The organism is Polycyclovorans algicola TG408 (genome assembly GCF_000711245.1).
Taxonomy (GTDB): Bacteria; Pseudomonadota; Gammaproteobacteria; order Nevskiales; family Nevskiaceae; genus Polycyclovorans; species Polycyclovorans algicola.
Genome location: NZ_JOMH01000001.1, coordinates 3621885 through 3637846 on the forward strand (window position 1 = coordinate 3621885; position 15962 = coordinate 3637846).

Annotated in this window: 15 protein-coding genes; 13 read left to right on the forward strand and 2 right to left on the reverse strand. The window is 67.3% G+C overall.

Features of this window, described 5'->3' with window-relative positions:
• Window positions 1-52 precede the first annotated feature (52 nt).
• Together grxC and U741_RS0117280 are read right to left on the reverse strand one after the other, a co-directional pair.
• Complete coding sequence (gene grxC / locus U741_RS0117275; RefSeq protein ID WP_029891696.1) at window positions 53-313, reverse strand: glutaredoxin 3; 261 nt, start codon at window positions 311-313, stop codon at window positions 53-55.
• A gap of 22 nt (window positions 314-335) precedes the next feature.
• Window positions 336-761, reverse strand: coding sequence for a rhodanese-like domain-containing protein (locus tag U741_RS0117280; RefSeq protein ID WP_029891697.1), 426 nt, complete (start codon window positions 759-761; stop codon window positions 336-338).
• A gap of 71 nt (window positions 762-832) precedes the next feature.
• Between U741_RS0117280 and U741_RS0117285 the strand changes: the two genes are divergently transcribed.
• From U741_RS0117285 to rpoH, 13 genes are all read left to right on the forward strand, one after another.
• Window positions 833-1981 carry a murein hydrolase activator EnvC family protein gene (locus U741_RS0117285; protein WP_084154997.1) on the forward strand — a complete coding sequence of 383 codons (1149 nt, stop codon included), beginning with the start codon at window positions 833-835 and terminating at the stop codon, window positions 1979-1981.
• A gap of 111 nt (window positions 1982-2092) precedes the next feature.
• A complete protein-coding gene (locus U741_RS0117290) occupies window positions 2093-3445 on the forward strand; it encodes a S41 family peptidase (protein ID WP_029891699.1) in 1353 nt (450 codons plus the stop codon).
• Between the two features lie 166 nt (window positions 3446-3611).
• Window positions 3612-4628: an extracellular solute-binding protein gene (locus tag U741_RS0117295; protein WP_052378942.1), complete on the forward strand. Its 1017-nt coding sequence runs from the start codon at window positions 3612-3614 to the stop codon at window positions 4626-4628.
• Window positions 4612-6234 carry an ABC transporter permease gene (locus U741_RS0117300; RefSeq protein WP_200872759.1) on the forward strand — a complete coding sequence of 541 codons (1623 nt, stop codon included), beginning with the start codon at window positions 4612-4614 and terminating at the stop codon, window positions 6232-6234. Before U741_RS0117295 ends, U741_RS0117300 begins: the two co-directional genes overlap by 17 nt.
• Entirely contained in the window at window positions 6224-7255 is a 1032-nt protein-coding gene (locus U741_RS0117305; protein WP_029891702.1) for an ABC transporter ATP-binding protein, read from the forward strand. Before U741_RS0117300 ends, U741_RS0117305 begins: the two co-directional genes overlap by 11 nt.
• A gap of 370 nt (window positions 7256-7625) precedes the next feature.
• Entirely contained in the window at window positions 7626-8384 is a 759-nt protein-coding gene (gene thiD / locus U741_RS0117310; RefSeq protein WP_029891703.1) for a bifunctional hydroxymethylpyrimidine kinase/phosphomethylpyrimidine kinase, read from the forward strand.
• Window positions 8381-9016, forward strand: a complete 636-nt coding sequence (thiE, locus tag U741_RS0117315) for a thiamine phosphate synthase (protein ID WP_029891704.1) — start codon at window positions 8381-8383, stop codon at window positions 9014-9016. Before thiD ends, thiE begins: the two co-directional genes overlap by 4 nt.
• Window positions 9017-9080: 64 nt before the next feature.
• Entirely contained in the window at window positions 9081-10376 is a 1296-nt protein-coding gene (hemL, locus tag U741_RS0117320) for a glutamate-1-semialdehyde 2,1-aminomutase (protein ID WP_029891705.1), read from the forward strand.
• Complete coding sequence (locus U741_RS19870; RefSeq protein WP_029891706.1) at window positions 10373-12355, forward strand: VTT domain-containing protein; 1983 nt, start codon at window positions 10373-10375, stop codon at window positions 12353-12355. The genes hemL and U741_RS19870 overlap by 4 nt, the downstream gene beginning before the upstream one ends.
• Entirely contained in the window at window positions 12352-13287 is a 936-nt protein-coding gene (gene ftsY / locus U741_RS0117330; protein ID WP_043110323.1) for a signal recognition particle-docking protein FtsY, read from the forward strand. Before U741_RS19870 ends, ftsY begins: the two co-directional genes overlap by 4 nt.
• Window positions 13284-13988 carry a cell division ATP-binding protein FtsE gene (ftsE, locus tag U741_RS0117335; RefSeq protein ID WP_043110324.1) on the forward strand — a complete coding sequence of 235 codons (705 nt, stop codon included), beginning with the start codon at window positions 13284-13286 and terminating at the stop codon, window positions 13986-13988. The genes ftsY and ftsE overlap by 4 nt, the downstream gene beginning before the upstream one ends.
• Complete coding sequence (ftsX, locus tag U741_RS0117340; protein WP_029891709.1) at window positions 13975-14952, forward strand: permease-like cell division protein FtsX; 978 nt, start codon at window positions 13975-13977, stop codon at window positions 14950-14952. The genes ftsE and ftsX overlap by 14 nt, the downstream gene beginning before the upstream one ends.
• Window positions 14953-15041: 89 nt before the next feature.
• Window positions 15042-15905, forward strand: a complete 864-nt coding sequence (gene rpoH / locus U741_RS0117345; RefSeq protein WP_029891710.1) for an RNA polymerase sigma factor RpoH — start codon at window positions 15042-15044, stop codon at window positions 15903-15905.
• The last annotated feature ends 57 nt before the right edge of the window (window positions 15906-15962 follow it).

Here is a 15962-nt window from a genome sequence, read left to right on the forward strand (position 1 = left end):
GAGAAACGCGCCCGTCCGGCGAGAGGCCGGGCGCCTGAGAATCGGGGACAGATCAGCCGTTGCCGGCCAGCAGTGCGTCCAGCTTGCCGGCGCGTTCCAGCGCGGCCAGCTCGTCAAAACCGCCGACGTGGGCATCACCGATGAAAATTTGCGGCACGGTGCGACGGCCGGTGCGCGCCATCATCGCGTCGCGAATCTCGGGTGATTCATCGATGCGCACTTCTTCAGGCGCGACGCCCTTGGTCGACAGCAGGCGCTTGGCCATCTGGCAGTAGGGGCAGATTCGAGTGGTGTACATCAGCACGGCTTGCATCGTGTCGACTCCAGCAATCAGATCAGCGAGTGGTGACCGGCAGGCTGGCACCCAACCAGGCGTTGATGCCACCCCGCAGGGGGTAAACCTCTTCCATGCCCGCCTTCTGCAATTTTTGGGCCGCCGTCAGGCTGGTGTTGCCCAGCGCGCAGTAAACGATGACCGGGCGTGACTTGTTTTTGGTGACGCGGGCGGTCTCGGCGTCGAGCTTGGCCAGCGGCAGACTCTGCGCGCCCAGCAGGTGGCCTTTCTTGAAATCGGCGCCGCTGCGCACGTCCAGAATCAGTGGATCGCGATCGTTGATCATGCGCACCGCTTCCCCCGGCGTCAGGCGCTTGCCGCCGGTCATCGACCCGTGCACCTCGTTGACCACGAACAACACGATCAGCGCGCCCAGCGCGGCAAACAAGACCGGATGATTTCCGACAAACTCGATGAACTGATCCATAACGTCCGTAGGGGTTCTTGAAAAGGCGGGCGAGCCACAACCGGTGCGCCGCTCACGCCGATGATTATCGCATGAACGCTCTACGCCTCTTGTTGGTGTGCTGTGCGCTGTGGGCGGCCCAGGCAATGGGTCAGGACGCCCAGCGCACGGCCGATGCCGAGCGCGAGTTGGGCGCAGTGCAGAAGCGCATTCGCGCGCTGGGCGAGGAGATCACAGAAACCCGCGGCAAGCAGGACGCGGTGCTGGGCGAGCTGAACAAGGTCGAGCAGCGCATCGCCGTTACCCAGACCGAACTGCGCCGCCTCGCCGATGCGCGCGATGCGCAACAAAAGCAGGTTGACGCCACCCGCGTCGAACGAGAACAGGCCGCTGCCGCCCTCAAGGCCCAGCAGGCCCTGCTGGGCAAGCAGATGCGCGCCGCCTTCCTGATGGGCGACCGCGCCCACACCCGCATGCTGATGCAGCAGGACGACGCCCAGCGCGTGTCGCGGCTGATGACCTACTTCGAGCGCCTGAACCTGGCGCGCAGCGAGCAGATTGCCGTCATCGACGCGCAGACCCGCTCACTGCGCGAGATCGAGGCCCGCTACCTGGACGAGCAGCAGCGCCTTGATCAGCTCAGCATCGAGCAGAGGCAGGTACTCGACGGGCTGGAGGTCACCCGCGAGTCGCGCAACCAGGTCATCACCCAGCTCGAAAGCCAGATCCGCGACCGCGGCACGGCGCTCAAACAACTGGAGCGCGATGAGCGCGACCTGCAGGCGCTGCTCGAATCACTGCGCGACCTGCTGTCGGACATCCCGCTCAACCTCGGCAACGACCCACCGTTTGCGCAACTGCGCGGCCGCCTGCCGCCGCCGGTCAAGGGGCGCGTGCTGGCAGGCTTCGGGCAGAACAAGGGCGGCACCCAGATCAAGTGGAAAGGCCAGTGGATTGCCGCGCCGGCCGGCACCGCCATTCGCGCCGTGGCGCCCGGCCGGGTCGCCTTTGTCGGCTGGTTGAACCGCTACGGCCTGATGGTGATCCTTGAACACCAGGGCGACCACTACACGCTCTACGGCCACCAGGACGCCGCCGACGTGCGGCTGGGCGAATGGGTGCAGACCGGTGCCACGCTGGGGCGCGCCGGCACCAGCGGCGGTCATCGACAAAGCGGCGTGTACTTTGAGATTCGCAACGGGCGCACGGCGGTTGATCCAGTTCGCTGGTTGCAACGTTAATGAGACGCACGGGCGAACACAAAGCCTGTGTTAAATTGACTTTTCGCCGCGACATGAACGCTTTAGCGTCATGTAACTCGCGCCTTATTTTCTTCATACCGGATATCAGCGATGTCTCTGCTTTCCCGCACCTCCATTGCCTTGATCGTGGGGGTCGCCCTTGGCGGCGGCCTGTCGCTGACCCACAGCGTGCTCGCCGAGCGCGACACGGCCGAAAGCCTGCCGCTGCAAGACCTGCAGGCCTTCGTCGAAATTCTCAACCGGGTGAAGAGTGACTACGTCGAAGAGATCGACGACAAGACGCTGATCGACAACGCCATTCGCGGCATGTTGTCGGGCCTGGACCCGCATTCGTCGTTCCTCAGCGTCGACGAGTTCAAGGACATGAGCGCCGCCACCAGTGGCAAGTTTGGCGGCCTGGGCATCGAAGTGCAGATGCACAACGGCTTCGTCCGCGTGGTGTCGCCCATCGACGACACGCCGGCCGCCCGCGCCGGCATCCTGCCCGGCGACCTGATCGTGCGCATCGACGACCAGGCCGTGAAAGGCCTTGAACTGTCGGATGCCGTCAAGCTGATGCGTGGCGAGCCCGGGACGAAAATCACCCTTGAAATTGCCCGCGAGACTGCGCCGCAGCCCGTCACGGTTGAGCTGGAGCGGGCGATCATCAAGGTCACCAGCGTGCGCAGCGAACTGCTGGCCCCGACGATGGGCTACGTACGCATCAGCAACTTCACCACCGAAACCGGCAAGTCGCTGTCTGACGAAATCGCCAAGCTGACCAAAGAAGCCGACGACGAGCAGCTCGACGGTCTGATTCTTGACCTGCGCAACAACCCCGGTGGCGTGCTCGACGCCGCAGTCGACGTCTCGGACGCGTTTCTCGACGAGGGTCTGGTGGTCAGCATGCAGGGCCGCGACGAGCGCAGCCGCCGCGAGTTCAACGCGACCAAGGGCGATGCGCTGGACGGCAAACCCCTGGTGGTGATGATCAACGCCGGCTCGGCCAGCGCCTCCGAGATTGTCGCCGGGGCCCTGCAGGACCGCCGCCGTGCGGTCATCGTCGGCACCAAGAGCTTCGGCAAGGGCTCGGTGCAGACCATCATGCCGCTCAACAACGCCTCGGCCATCAAACTGACCACGGCGCTGTACTACTCGCCGGACGGCCGCAGCATCCAGGCCGATGGCATTGAACCCGACGTCACGATTCGGCCGCTGCGGGTCGCAGAAGACGAAACCCTGGGCTTCACGCCGATCACCGAAATCGAATTGCGCGGCAGTCTGCGCAACGGCAACCGCAAGGACGAGGCCGAGGAATCGATGCCGGAGCCGGAAGACGGAGACGCCGATGGCGACGACGTTGACCCGTTTGCCGACGCTGACAAGCTGGCCGAACGCGACTACGCGCTTTATGAAGCCCTGAACCTGCTCAAGGGCTTGGTCATCTCGGCCAAACGGGACTGACCTGTGCGGGCCGATGCGCTGACGAGGGGCGGCCCATCGGTCGGTCATCCCTTGTCGCCCTCAACCCCGGCCTTTGCGCCGGGGTTTTTCAAACCGCACTGACCCCTTGGCACACCCACGCGGCGGGCGCGCTATTATTTGAGACACGTTCTCATTTGGAATTGCCATGCGACTGTTCCCGCGCCGCACCTTGTGCCTCACCCTGCTGGCCCTGGCGCCGACCTTCGTCAGTGCCGCCGAACCCCCCACCCTGGTGGTCTACTCGGCCCGCGCCCAGCAATTGATCGAGCCGCTATTCGCGCGCTACACCGCTGAAACCGGGGTCGAGATCAAGGTGCTGTCGGACAGCGAAGGCGCGTTGATGCAGCGTCTGCAGGCCGAGGGCAAGGCCTCGCCCGCCGACCTGCTGATCACCGTCGATGCCGGCAATCTCTGGCAGGCGGCCGAGCGCAACCTGTTGCAGGCGACCGACTCGACCGTGCTCGCCGAGCATATTCCGGCCCACCTGCGTGACCCCGACAACCGCTGGTTCGGGCTGTCGGTTCGCGCCCGCACCTTGGTCTACGCCAGTGACCGCGTCGACGCCGACACGTTGTCCACCTACGAGGCGCTGGGCGACGACGCCTGGAAGGGTCGCCTGTGCCTGCGCACCTCGCAGAAGGTCTACAACCAGTCACTGGTGGCGATGATGATGGCCCAGCAGGGCCGCGAGGCCACCGAGGCGACGTTGCGCGGCTGGATCGACAACCTCGCCGCCACGCCGTTTGCCAATGACACGCAGGTGATGGAAGCCATCCTCGCCGGGCAGTGCGATGTCGGCATCGTCAACACTTACTACTTCGGCCGCCTGCAAAGCGAGAACCCCGACCTGCCGCTGAAGCTGTTCTTCCCCAACCAGGGTGACGGCGAGCGCGGCGTGCACGTCAACGTGTCGGGCGCCGGCATCACCCGCCATGCCCCGCACCCCGAGGCGGCACAGGCCCTGCTCGAATGGCTCAGCGCCGACGAAGCGCAGGCGCTGTTCGCCAGCGTGAATCAGGAGTATCCCGCCAACCCCGACGTGCCGATGGACCCGCAGGTGGCCGCTTGGGGCGATTTCCGGCAAGACCTGATCAACGTCTCGGAAGCCGGGCGCCGCCAGGTTGACGCGGTGAAGCTCATGGACCGTGTCGGCTACCGCTGAGATCGCCGTGACGCGGCGCCCCGGCAACCGCTCGGGCGCCGTCAAGATTGCACTGGCGCTGCTGATTGCGGCGCCGGTGTTCGCGGTCATCGTCACGCTGCTCGCGAGCCTGGCGCGCTTCGAGCCGACCGTGTGGACGCACCTGCTGACCTACTGGCTGCCCGAGGTGCTGGGCAACACGGCGCTGATCATGCTCGGCGTCGGCCTGGGCGTGACGGTGCTCGGCACCGCCCTTGCCGCGCTGGTGGCGCTGACCGAGTTCCCCGGACGGCGCGTGTTCGCCGTCGCCCTGCTGCTGCCGATGGCCATGCCGGGCTATGTGCTCGCCACCGTGGTCATCGGCCAGCTCGACTTTGCCGGGCCGCTGGCGACGCTGCTGCGTGCGGCCGGGCTCAGCATGCCGCCGATTCGCAGTGTCGCCGGGCTGGTGTTGACCTTGACGCTGACGCTGTATCCGTATGTCTACCTCGTCGCCCGCGGCGCCTTTGCCAGCCAGGGCGCACGCACGCTTGAGGCGGCGCGCTTGATGGGTTTCGCGCCGTGGCAGGCGTTCTGGCGGGTGCTGCTGCCGCAGGCGCGGCCATGGATACTGGGGGGCGCGCTGCTGGCCTTGATGGAAACCCTTGCCGACTTCGGCACCGCCAGCGCCTTTGGCGTGACCACGTTCACCACGGCGATCTACCGCGCGTGGTTCGCGCTGTTCTCGATCGACGTGGCGCTGCAACTGGCGCTGGTGATGCTGGTGCTGGTCGCGCTGCTGGTGATGGCCGAACGTCTCAGCCGCCGCAGGGCGCGCTTCGTCAGCGCACAAGGCGCGCAGGCGCCGCTGTCACTGGGGCGCTGGCGCTGGGCGGCGACCGGCCTGTGCGGCGGCGTGTTGCTGCTAGGCTTCGGACTGCCGGTGCTGCAACTCGGTCACTGGGCTCTGTCGGCGGCGGTGCCGATCCCGCAACTGCTGCCGCTGGCCGGCCGCTCGCTGGCGCTGGCCGCGATGGCGGCGGGCCTGACGGTCACCGCCGCCGTGCTGCTGGCCATCGTGGCGCGCACCACGCCGGGCCGGCGCCTCGCCACCCTGCAAACCGTGGCGACGCTGGGCTACGCCCTGCCCGGTCCGCTGCTGGCGCTGGGGCTGTTCGTGCCCTACGCCGGCGGCATTCAGTGGCTCAATCAACAGTTTGGTCTGGCGTGGATGGTGCACGGTGGGGTCAGCCTGTTGCTGCTGGCCTACGCGGTGCGCTTCATGGCCGTGGCCCACACGCCGTTGCACGCTCAGTTGATGCGCCTGTCGCCGTCCGTGGACGACGCCGCGCGCCTGCTCGGCGTCGGCCGCCTGGCGCGGCTGCAGACGGTTTACCTGCCGCCGCTGAACCTGGCGATGCTCACCGCCGCACTGCTGGTCTTCGTCGATGTCATGAAGGAAATGCCGATCACCCTGATGATGCGCCCCTTCGGCTGGGAGACCTTGGCGGTTCGGGTCTTCGAGTTCACCCGTGAAGGCCAGTGGGCGGCGGCCGGGGCCCCGTCGCTGGCCATCGTCGCCGTCGGCCTGCTACCCGTGCTGCTGCTGACCCGCGTGTTCAACCGCAAGGCTGCCGATGTCACTTGACGTTCAAGCTGTGGGCCTGCGCTATGACCGCACGCCAATTCTGCACGGGGTGTCGCTGACCCTGGCCGCAGGCGAGATCGGCTGTCTGCTGGGGCCCTCCGGCTGCGGCAAGACCAGTCTGCTGCGGGCCATCGCCGGGCTGGAACCGATCACCGACGGACAGATCGTCGTTGCCGGACACACCCTGTCGTCGGCCGGGCATCGCGTCGCGCCCGAGCGGCGTGACATCGGCATGGTGTTTCAGGATCTTGCACTGCTCGGCCACCTCAACAGCCTCGACAACGTCATGCTGGGCCTGCACCGACTGCCGCGCGCGCAGCGCCGCCAACAGGCCCGCCAATGGCTGGAACGCGTGGGCCTGGGCGACCGGGCGCAGGCTTATCCGCATCAGCTCAGCGGCGGCCAGCAGCAACGCGTGGCGCTGGCCCGGGCGCTGGCCGCGCAGCCGAGGTTGCTGCTGCTCGACGAGCCGTTTTCGGCACTCGACACCGCCCTGCGGGAATCGCTGGCACTGGAGGTGCGCACCCTGCTCAAGGAACTCGGCACCACCGCGTTGATGGTCACCCACGCGCAGCAGGAAGCCTTTGCTTTTGCCGACCGCATCGGCGTGATGCACGACGGCGCGTTGCTGCAATGGGATCGCGGCTACGCGCTGTATCACCGGCCGGCCAACCGTCACGTGGCGGACTTCATCGGCGAAGGCCTGCTGCTGCGTGCGCAGCGCCGCGAGGGGCGCATCACGCTGCCGCTGGGGGTGTTGGCCAGCGCCGGGCCAGACGGGCCGGTCGAAGTGCTGCTGCGTCCCGACGACATCCTTCACGACGACGACAGCCCGCTCAAGGCCCGGGTCGAGGCGCGTTATTTCAGAGGCGCGGTGTTCCTGTATCGCCTGCGGTTGGCCAGCGGCGAACACCTGCAGGCGCTGGTGCCCAGCCATCACGATCACCCCATCGGGTGCGACATCGGCATCCGCCTGGCGATGGACCATGTGATCGCCTATGCGGTCGACGACGGGCTTTGAGCCGGCGCGGCGCCTGTCAAGGCCCGTCGGGCGCGACAGTCGCCGTCAAACATCTCAAATCACATTCACAATGTCGGCTAACTTGGCGGCCCGAATGACTATTTTCAGTTACACACATCACCTGTGGACAACAATGTGAATAGCGCGTGACATTTTTGAGTAAGCGCCCAAGCCCGCAAGGTTTTTTACGACTTGCCGCTTTTCTGACCACGAATATTTATTCATATTTTTCAATGCCTTGAAAAATAATTTCGGCGCGGCATTCAGACTCGGCTCAGACGCCACCGCCGTCTGCCCGCGCTGCGCACAAGTCGCTGACGCGCAGGGTGATGGGTATGCTGCAAGCCCTCGTTGCAAACCGAAACCCGTCATGACGGTCGCCCGCCCCGTGGTGCTGTGCATTTCCGGCATCGACCCCACCGGCGCCGCCGGCCTGCACGCCGAAATCGAAGTGCTGCACGGCCTCGGCGTTCACGCCACCAGCCTGGTCACGGCGCTGACCGTGCAGGACACGCACAATGTCGCCGCCGTGCTGCCGGTGGCCCTGGACACGCTCGCCGCCCAGTGGGCCGCGCTGCAGGCCGACGGCATTCGCCCCGACGTGGTCAAGGTCGGGCTGGTGCCGACTGCCGAGCAGGCCGCCTGGATTGCCGAGCAGGTGACGGCGCTGGGCGTGCCGGTGGTGGTCGATCCCATCCTGCGGGCCGGCGGCGGTGCTGGACTGAGCTCGCGCGATGCGCTGGCGCCGCTGCTGCGCGTCGCCACGCTGCTGACCCCCAACCTTGACGAAGCCAGCGCGCTGCTTGACGTACCGACCGATCGCAACGGTATGGCCGCGCGTCTGCGCCGGCAATGGGGCGTCGACGCCGTGCTGGTGACCGGGGGGGATGCCATGGATGACTCGGTCTGGCACGGCTTCGCCGACGCCGAGGGCCACTTTGAGTCGCCTCACGCGCGGCTGCCACAGCGCTTTCGCGGCGCCGGCTGCACCTTGTCGGCAGCGCTGGCCGGTCGCATGGCCCAGGGCGACACGCCACGCGCCGCAGTGCCCGCCGCATTGGCGGCTGCGCGCATCGCCCTGTCACGCGCCTGGCCGCTGGGCGGCGGGCGTTGGATACCCGGACGATGACACCGCCGCTCGCCGGGCTGTACGCCATCACCTCGGCGGACATTTGTGCGGACGATGCGCGCCTGCTGGCCGCCGTCACCGCGGCGCTGCGCGGCGGCGCGCGCTGGGTGCAATACCGCGACAAGCTCGCCCGCCCCGAACAGCGCCTGCGCCGCGCCGCCGCGCTGGTGACCTGCTGCCACGCGCGCGGCGCCGGGCTGATCGTCAACGACGACCTTCAACTGGCACTCAAGGTTGATGCCGACGGCGTCCATCTGGGTGCTGGCGATGGCGACATTGCGGCCGCACGCGCGCAACTGGGTGCCAACCGGGTGCTGGGCGTGACCTGCGGCGATGATCTGGCCCGCGCGCAGCGGGCCGTTGAGAAGGGCGCAAGCTATGTCGCCTTCGGTCGCCTGTATCCGTCCAACACCAAGCCCGACGCGCCGCCAGCCCGGCTCGAGACGCTGCGCGAGGCGGCACGGTCGCTGGCGGTGCCGGTGTGCGCTATTGGCGGCATCACGCCGGCGCGGCTGCCGGCGGTCGCGGCCACCGGGGCGCGGTTGATCGCGGTGGTCGACGGTCTGTTTGGCGCCGACGACGTTGAACTGGCCGCGCGCGCCTACATGCGGGGGCTGGAACCGTACAATTGAGGCATCGTTGCACCGTTCCCCCACCGCATCAGGTCGCTGACCCGCCAGTGACGAGGATTTCGCCGTGACGTCCCAGCAGCCTCCGCAGTCCACCGCGCTGTTTGAACGCGCCCAGAACACCATTCCCGGCGGCGTCAATTCGCCGGTGCGCGCCTTCCGCAGCGTCGGCGGCGTGCCGCGGTTCATCGCCAGCGCCGATGGCGCATGGATCACCGACGTCGACGGCCAGCGCTACGTCGATTACGTCGGCTCGTGGGGGCCGATGATTCTCGGCCACCGGCCTGCCGAAGTGACCGACGCACTGCACGCACAGCTCGACATCGGCATGTCTTACGGCGCGCCCACTGCCGCCGAAGTGACGCTCGCCGAGCTGCTCTGCGAACGGGTGCCGGGCATGGCGCAGGTGCGGCTGTGCTCCAGTGGCACCGAAGCGACGATGAGCGCCCTGCGGCTGGCGCGCGGCGCCACCGGGCGGGATTACATTCTCAAGTTCGAGGGCTGCTACCACGGCCACGGCGACGCGCTGCTGGTGAAGGCCGGCTCGGGCCTGCTGACCTTCGGTGTGCCGACCTCGCCGGGCGTGCCCGCCGAACTGGCGCGCTTCACCCTCACGGCGACCTACAACGATCTTGACAGCGTCGATGCGCTGCTCGCCGAGTACGGCGACCGGCTCGCGGCGATCATCATCGAGCCGGTGGCCGGCAACATGAATTGCATCCTGCCGCAGCCGGCCTTTCTGCAAGGCCTTCGTGACCGCGCCACCGCCACCGGGGCGGTGCTGATTTTCGACGAGGTGATGACCGGCTTTCGCGTCGGCCCGCAAGGCGCATCAGGCGTCTACGGCGTCACGCCCGATCTGGTGACCCTGGGCAAGATCATCGGCGGCGGTCTGCCCATGGGCGCGTTCGGCGGCACACGCGCGCTGATGCAGCACCTGTCGCCGGTGGGTCCGGTCTACCAGGCCGGCACGCTGTCGGGCAATCCGATGGCGGTGACGGCGGGTCTGGCGACGCTGCAACGCTTGGCCGATACGCGCATCTATGACGATCTGGCCGCCTTCACCGAGCGCCTCTGCAACGGCCTGCAAGCGGCCGCCGACGAGGCGGGTGTCGCCTTCACCACCACCCGGCTCGGCAGCATGTTCGGCCTGTTTTTCGGCGATGGTCCGATTCACGGCTACGCCGACGTGATGGCCTGCGACAGCGCCCGCTTTGGCCGTTTCTTCCACGCCATGCTGGACCGCGGCGTGTATCTGGCGCCGTCGGCGTTCGAGGCCGGCTTTGTCAGCCATCGCCACGGTGACGCAGAGCTGGCACAGACACTGACGGCAGCACGCGAGGCGTTCCAGCAGGCGAAATGACCGAACTCGTCCAGAGCTTTCTGGCGTGGACCGAGGCCCACCCGGGCTGGGCCCTGCTGGTGCTGTATCTGGCCGCGTTGCTCGACGCCGTGTTCATGATCGGCGTGTTCGTCCCCGCCGGCCTGGTGCTGTTCTCGGTGGGCGCGCTGGTGGCCCTCGACGTGCTGCCGCTGTGGACGACCATCGTGGTCGCGGCTGCCGGCGGTGTCAGCGGCGACTCGATCTCATTCTGGGTTGGGCACCGCTTTGGTCGTCCGCTGTTCGATCACCCGTGGATGCAGCGCCGTCGCAAGATCATCGAGCGCGCGCAGACCTTCTTTGATCAACACGGCGGCAAGGGCATTTTTCTGGCGCGTTTCCTCGGCCCGTTGCGCGCGATTCTGCCCACGGTGGCCGGCGCCTCGGGCATGCGCTGGGGGCTGTTTCTGGCCGCCGACACGGTGGCCGCCCTGGGCTGGGCCATTGCCTTCATTCTGCCGGGCGTGGTGTTCGGCGCCTCCCTGGGACTTGCCGCCGAGGTCGCCGGGCGTCTGGCGCTGATGCTGGTCTGCATTGCCCTGCTGAGCTGGGGCACCGTGGTACTGACCCGGCTGGGGCTGCTCAGCGCCTCGGTGTACGCCGAGCGCTGGGCCGGCTGGCTGCTCGACGCGTCGCGGCGCTACCGGCGACTTGGCCTGTTCGGCGCCAAGCTGGCCGACCCGCAGCAGCCCGAGACGCCGGTGCTGATGCTGATGGCCGTGGTGCTGGGCGCGGTCGGCGGCCTGGCGCTGTATCTAGTCGGCTCGCCGGCGCTGCACGAATATCCCTGGCCCACCGACGCCACGGTGTTTCAGGGCCTGCGTGAGTTGCACTCGGCCTACGGCCTGTCGGTGGCGAGTCTGTTTCTGCATTTGGGCGAGTGGCCGGTGTATGTGCCGGTGGCGACGGCCGTGCTGGTGAGCCTGGTGGTGCAGAAAAAGATGCGCGCGGCGGCGCACTGGGTGGCGGCCGTGGGGTTCGGCTGGGCGCTGTCGCTGGGCATGACGCTGATCCCGACGCTGCCGGCACCGTTCGTCTACTTCGACTTGCCGGCGCCGCCCGGCTACTCCGAACGCGACCTGGTGCTGGCGATCATCATTTACGCCTTCCTGCCGGTGGTGCTGACCACCCGACAACCGCTGCAACAGCGGGGCTTCGACTACGGCTGGGCGGGCATCATCATCGTGCTGATCATCGCCGCGCGCCTTTACGTGGGGGCGCAGTGGTGGAGCCATGCGCTGATCGACCTGGGCATTGCGCTGATCTGGGCGGCGCTGCTGGGGCTGGGCCTGCGCCGTCACCGGCCGGTGCGCATCCTGCGCGGCGAAACCCTGCTGGTGGCCGCCATCACCCTGGTTGCGGCCACCAGCCTGCAGTGGGCGGCCGACCTGCAGCGCCGCACCGAGCAGGCGCTGACGCCGCCGCGCGTCACGCTGACGCAGTGGGAAACCACCGGCTATCAGGCCTTCCCGACGCTGCGCCAGGACATTGCCGGGCGGCCGCGCCAGCCGTTCAACCTGCAATGGTCAGGTGCGCTGGCCGACATCGAGGCGCAACTGCGGGCCGACGGCTGGTCGCCGCCACCGTCGGCCGCGAGCTCTGACGTGCTGCGCTGGCTGAGCAATCCCGAAGATGTCGGTGAATTGCCGGTGCTGCCGCAGATCCACGCCGGCGAGCGCGAGCTGCTGCGCCTGCGCCGCCCGGTGAGCGGGGACCTCAATCAGCAACTGCTGCTGCGGTTGTGGGCCTCGGGCGCCAAGCGCAGCGACGGCCAGCCGGTGTGGATCGGCTCGCTGGTGCTGCAGGAATCACGCGCGGTTTACGGTGGACTGATGCACTATCCGCTGGCGGTCGCGGCCTACAGCCCCGGCCGGGCCTTTGCTTTCGCCAATCCCCGATACCGTCCCGATTACGGCATTCATCTGCTTTCAACGCCCGCCGTGGGCGAACCTTCGCCATGACCGACACCTGGTTTTCCAAAGTCCGCGCCAAGCTCAATCAAGGCGACTCCTTCCTGACCCGCGATCTGGGCACGCTGTTCAGCGGCGACACCCTCGGTGACGACGCGCTGGAGGTGCTGGAAGAGCGCCTGCTGATGGCCGACGCCGGCGTCGAGGCCACCGGCGCGCTGATGGGCAAGCTCGAATCCGAGATTCACCACGGCCGCATCCGCAACGAGACGCAACTGCGCGAGGCGCTGCGCAAGGCGCTGATGGACATCCTGCAGCCGGTGTCGGTGCCGCTGGACATTCCCACGTTCATCAAGCCCTTCATCGTCTTTGTGGTCGGCGTCAACGGTGCGGGCAAGACCACCACCATCGGCAAGCTGGCACACCGCTACAAATCGCAGGGGCGCAAGGTGATGCTCGCCGCGGGTGACACCTTTCGCGCCGCCGCCGTGCAGCAGTTGACCACCTGGGCCGAGCGCACCGGCACGCCGATTTCGGCGCAGGGCGAAGGGGCCGACAGCGCCAGCGTGATCTTCGACGCGGTGCAGGCGGCGCGCAGCCGGCAACTCGACGTGGTGATTGCCGACACCGCCGGGCGCCTGCACACCCAGGGACACCTGATGGATGAGCTGCGCAAGATCAAGCGCATGCTGCAGAAGCACGACCCCTATGCGCCGCACGAAGTGCTGCTGGTGGTCGACGGCACCACCGGCGGCAACGCGCTGGTGCAGGCCGTTCAGTTTCACGAAGCGGTGGGACTGACCGGGCTGGTGATCACCAAGCTCGACGGCACGGCCAAGGGCGGCATCGTGCTCGCCATCGCCAAACGGCTGGCGCTGCCGATCCGCTATGTGGGCATCGGCGAGGGCATCGATGACCTGCGGCCGTTCGACGCGGCACAGTACGTCGATGCGCTGCTTAACACGCCCGAGGCCGTGACGTGAGCCACGCGCTGGTCGAGTTTGAGCGCGTCACCCATCGTTATCCCGGTGGCCACGATGTGCTCACCGACGCCAGTCTGAGCCTGCAGATGGGCGAAATGGCCTTTCTGACCGGGGCCTCCGGTGCGGGCAAATCGACGCTGCTCAAGCTCATCGCGCGGCTCGAAATCGCCAACCGCGGGCAGGTGCGCGTCAACGGCCAGAACGTCGCCGCCCTGGCAGCGCGCCACGTGCCCGATTACCGCCAGCACCTGGGGCTGATCTTTCAGCAGTTCAACCTGCTTTACGACCGCAGCGTGTTCGACAACGTCGCGCTGCCGCTGCGTATTCAAGGCTATTCTGACGCCGACATCGCCCGCCGCGTGCGCGCCGCACTGGACTCGGTGGGTCTGCTCAACAAGGCCTCGGTGATGCCGATTCGCCTGTCGGGCGGCGAACAGCAACGGGTGGGCATTGCCCGTGCCGTGGTCACCAAGCCGCTGCTGATTCTGGCCGACGAGCCCACCGGCAACCTTGATCACGACACCGCCATGGGCGTGATGGAACTGTTCCAACGCTACAACCGCGCCGGCGTAACCCTGCTGATCGCCACCCACGCCGAAGAGTTGATCGAACAGATCGACGGCTTTCGGGTGTTTCACCTCGAGGGCGGCCACCTCAGCGTCCGTCAATCCGGTGAGGCCTTGCGCCATGGCCAACGCTAAGCGCGCCCAGCCGGCACCCCGACCGCCCGGCACGCTGCGGCGCTGGCTGCGCGGGCATCGCCAGGCCATCGCGCAAACCTTGAGGCACTTTCGCGCCGCACCGCTGGGCACCGTGCTCACCGCCGCCGTGGTTGGGTTGACGCTGGCGCTGCCGGCCGCGCTGCACGTGCTGGTCCGCAATGCCGGCGAGGTGAGCAGCGCCTGGCAGGGCACGGTGCAACTGTCGCTTTACCTCGAAGACTCGGTCAGCGTCGCCGCCGGCGAAGCGCTGGCCAACGCGCTCGAAAAAGACACCGACGTGCGCGACACCCGCTACATCTCGCGCGAGGCGGCGCTGGCGGAGTTCCGCACCCACTCCGGCTTCGGCAATGCGCTGGACCTGCTCGACGAGAACCCGCTGCCGGCGCTGATCGTCATGACGCCCGCCGCCGACCTGCCCCGCGAGGCACTGACTGCCCTGCTGCAGCGCAATGAGGCGCGTCCCGAGGTCGCCTTCGCCAAGCTCGACCAGCAATGGCTGGAAAGACTGCACGCGCTGTTGCGGCTGGTGAACCGCGCGATCAGTCTGGTGGCGCTGGGCATCGGCATCGCGGTGATCATCATCATCGGCAACACGCTGCGGCTGGAAATCGAACGCCGTCGCGACGAGATCATCGTCATGAAGCTCATCGGCGCGTCAGAGCGCTTCATCCAGCGGCCGTTTCTGTACACCGGCGTTCTGCTGGGGCTGATGGGCGGCGTGCTGGCGTGGACGCTGGTTCAGGCGCTGGTGTTGGCGCTGACCGGCCCGGCCGCCTATTTCGCCAGCCTTTATGGCAGCGATTACGCCCTGGCTGGGCTCGGCTGGGATGCCAGCCTGGGCGTGCTGGCCGGCGGCTTGATGCTCGGCACCGCCGGCGCGCTGTGGACCGTGCGACGCCATCTGGCGGGGGTCGAACCGCGCTTCTCGGGCCCCGGCGGGTGACTGCCGGTGGCGCCGAACCTTTCAGCGGATTAGCACTCCAAGCTCGCGATTGCTAAAATCTGTCCCATGGTTCTGGGAGTAACGACGACATGACCGCTTTAGCCCTTGCCAACGCGCAGTTTCCGGTTCCGCAGACCGGCAGTATCGAGGCGTACATCGCGTCGGTGTCGCGCATTGCCGTGCTCAGCCCGGACGACGAGCGCGAAATTGCCGAGCGCCTGCACCACCACCAGGACCTCGAAGCCGCCAAGACGCTGGTGCTGTCCAATCTGCGCTTCGTGGTCCACATCGCGCGCGGCTACAAGGGCTACGGCCTGCCGCTGGCCGACCTGATTCAGGAAGGCAATGTCGGGCTGATGAAAGCGGTCAAACGCTTCGATCCCGATGTGGGCGTGCGCCTGATCAGCTTTGCCGTGCACTGGATCAAGGCCGAGATTCACGAGTTCATCCTCAAAAACTGGCGCATCGTCAAAATCGCCACCACCAAGGCGCAGCGCAAGCTGTTCTTCAATCTGCGTTCGTCAAAACGGCGCATTGGCTGGATGAACCGTGAAGAGGTCGAGGCCATTGCCCACGACCTGAACGTGCGCCCCGAAGACGTGCTGCAAATGGAAGGCCGGCTCGGCGGTCACGACGTCTCCTTCAGCGCCGCGCCCAGCGACGGGGATGACGTCTACGAGCCCGAAGCGTTCATTGCCGACCTGCGCGACGATTACAGCGACATCGAAGAAGCCGAATGGCAGGACGAGCAGGAACAACGCATGCACAAGGCACTGGTGCAACTCGACGACCGTTCGCGCGACATCCTCACCCGTCGCTGGCTGGCCGACGACGGCGACAAGGCCGGCCTGCAGGTGCTGGGCGATGAGTACGGCGTGTCGGCCGAACGCATCCGCCAAATCGAGTCTGCTGCGATGAAGAAGCTGCGCAAGGCGATTGAAGTGGCCGCCTGAGCCACAGGCTCGGGGTGCAAAAAGGCAGCGTTGATCGCTGCCTTTTTTATGCTCGCC

Excerpts from the sequence above, each read along its gene's own strand:
- thiE (WP_029891704.1), top strand. The coding sequence starts at position 8,381 with ATGACACCGCCGCTCGCCGGGCTGTACGCCATCACCTCGGCGGACATT.
- U741_RS0117305 (WP_029891702.1), top strand. The coding sequence starts at position 6,224 with ATGTCACTTGACGTTCAAGCTGTGGGCCTGCGCTATGACCGCACGCCA.
- U741_RS19870 (WP_029891706.1), top strand. The coding sequence starts at position 10,373 with ATGACCGAACTCGTCCAGAGCTTTCTGGCGTGGACCGAGGCCCACCCG.
- thiD (WP_029891703.1), top strand. The coding sequence starts at position 7,626 with ATGACGGTCGCCCGCCCCGTGGTGCTGTGCATTTCCGGCATCGACCCC.
- U741_RS0117280 (WP_029891697.1), bottom strand. The coding sequence starts at position 761 with ATGGATCAGTTCATCGAGTTTGTCGGAAATCATCCGGTCTTGTTTGCC.
- grxC (WP_029891696.1), bottom strand. The coding sequence starts at position 313 with ATGCAAGCCGTGCTGATGTACACCACTCGAATCTGCCCCTACTGCCAG.
- ftsX (WP_029891709.1), top strand. The coding sequence starts at position 13,975 with ATGGCCAACGCTAAGCGCGCCCAGCCGGCACCCCGACCGCCCGGCACG.
- rpoH (WP_029891710.1), top strand. The coding sequence starts at position 15,042 with ATGACCGCTTTAGCCCTTGCCAACGCGCAGTTTCCGGTTCCGCAGACC.
- U741_RS0117295 (WP_052378942.1), top strand. The coding sequence starts at position 3,612 with ATGCGACTGTTCCCGCGCCGCACCTTGTGCCTCACCCTGCTGGCCCTG.
- U741_RS0117285 (WP_084154997.1), top strand. The coding sequence starts at position 833 with ATGAACGCTCTACGCCTCTTGTTGGTGTGCTGTGCGCTGTGGGCGGCC.
- ftsY (WP_043110323.1), top strand. The coding sequence starts at position 12,352 with ATGACCGACACCTGGTTTTCCAAAGTCCGCGCCAAGCTCAATCAAGGC.
- U741_RS0117290 (WP_029891699.1), top strand. The coding sequence starts at position 2,093 with ATGTCTCTGCTTTCCCGCACCTCCATTGCCTTGATCGTGGGGGTCGCC.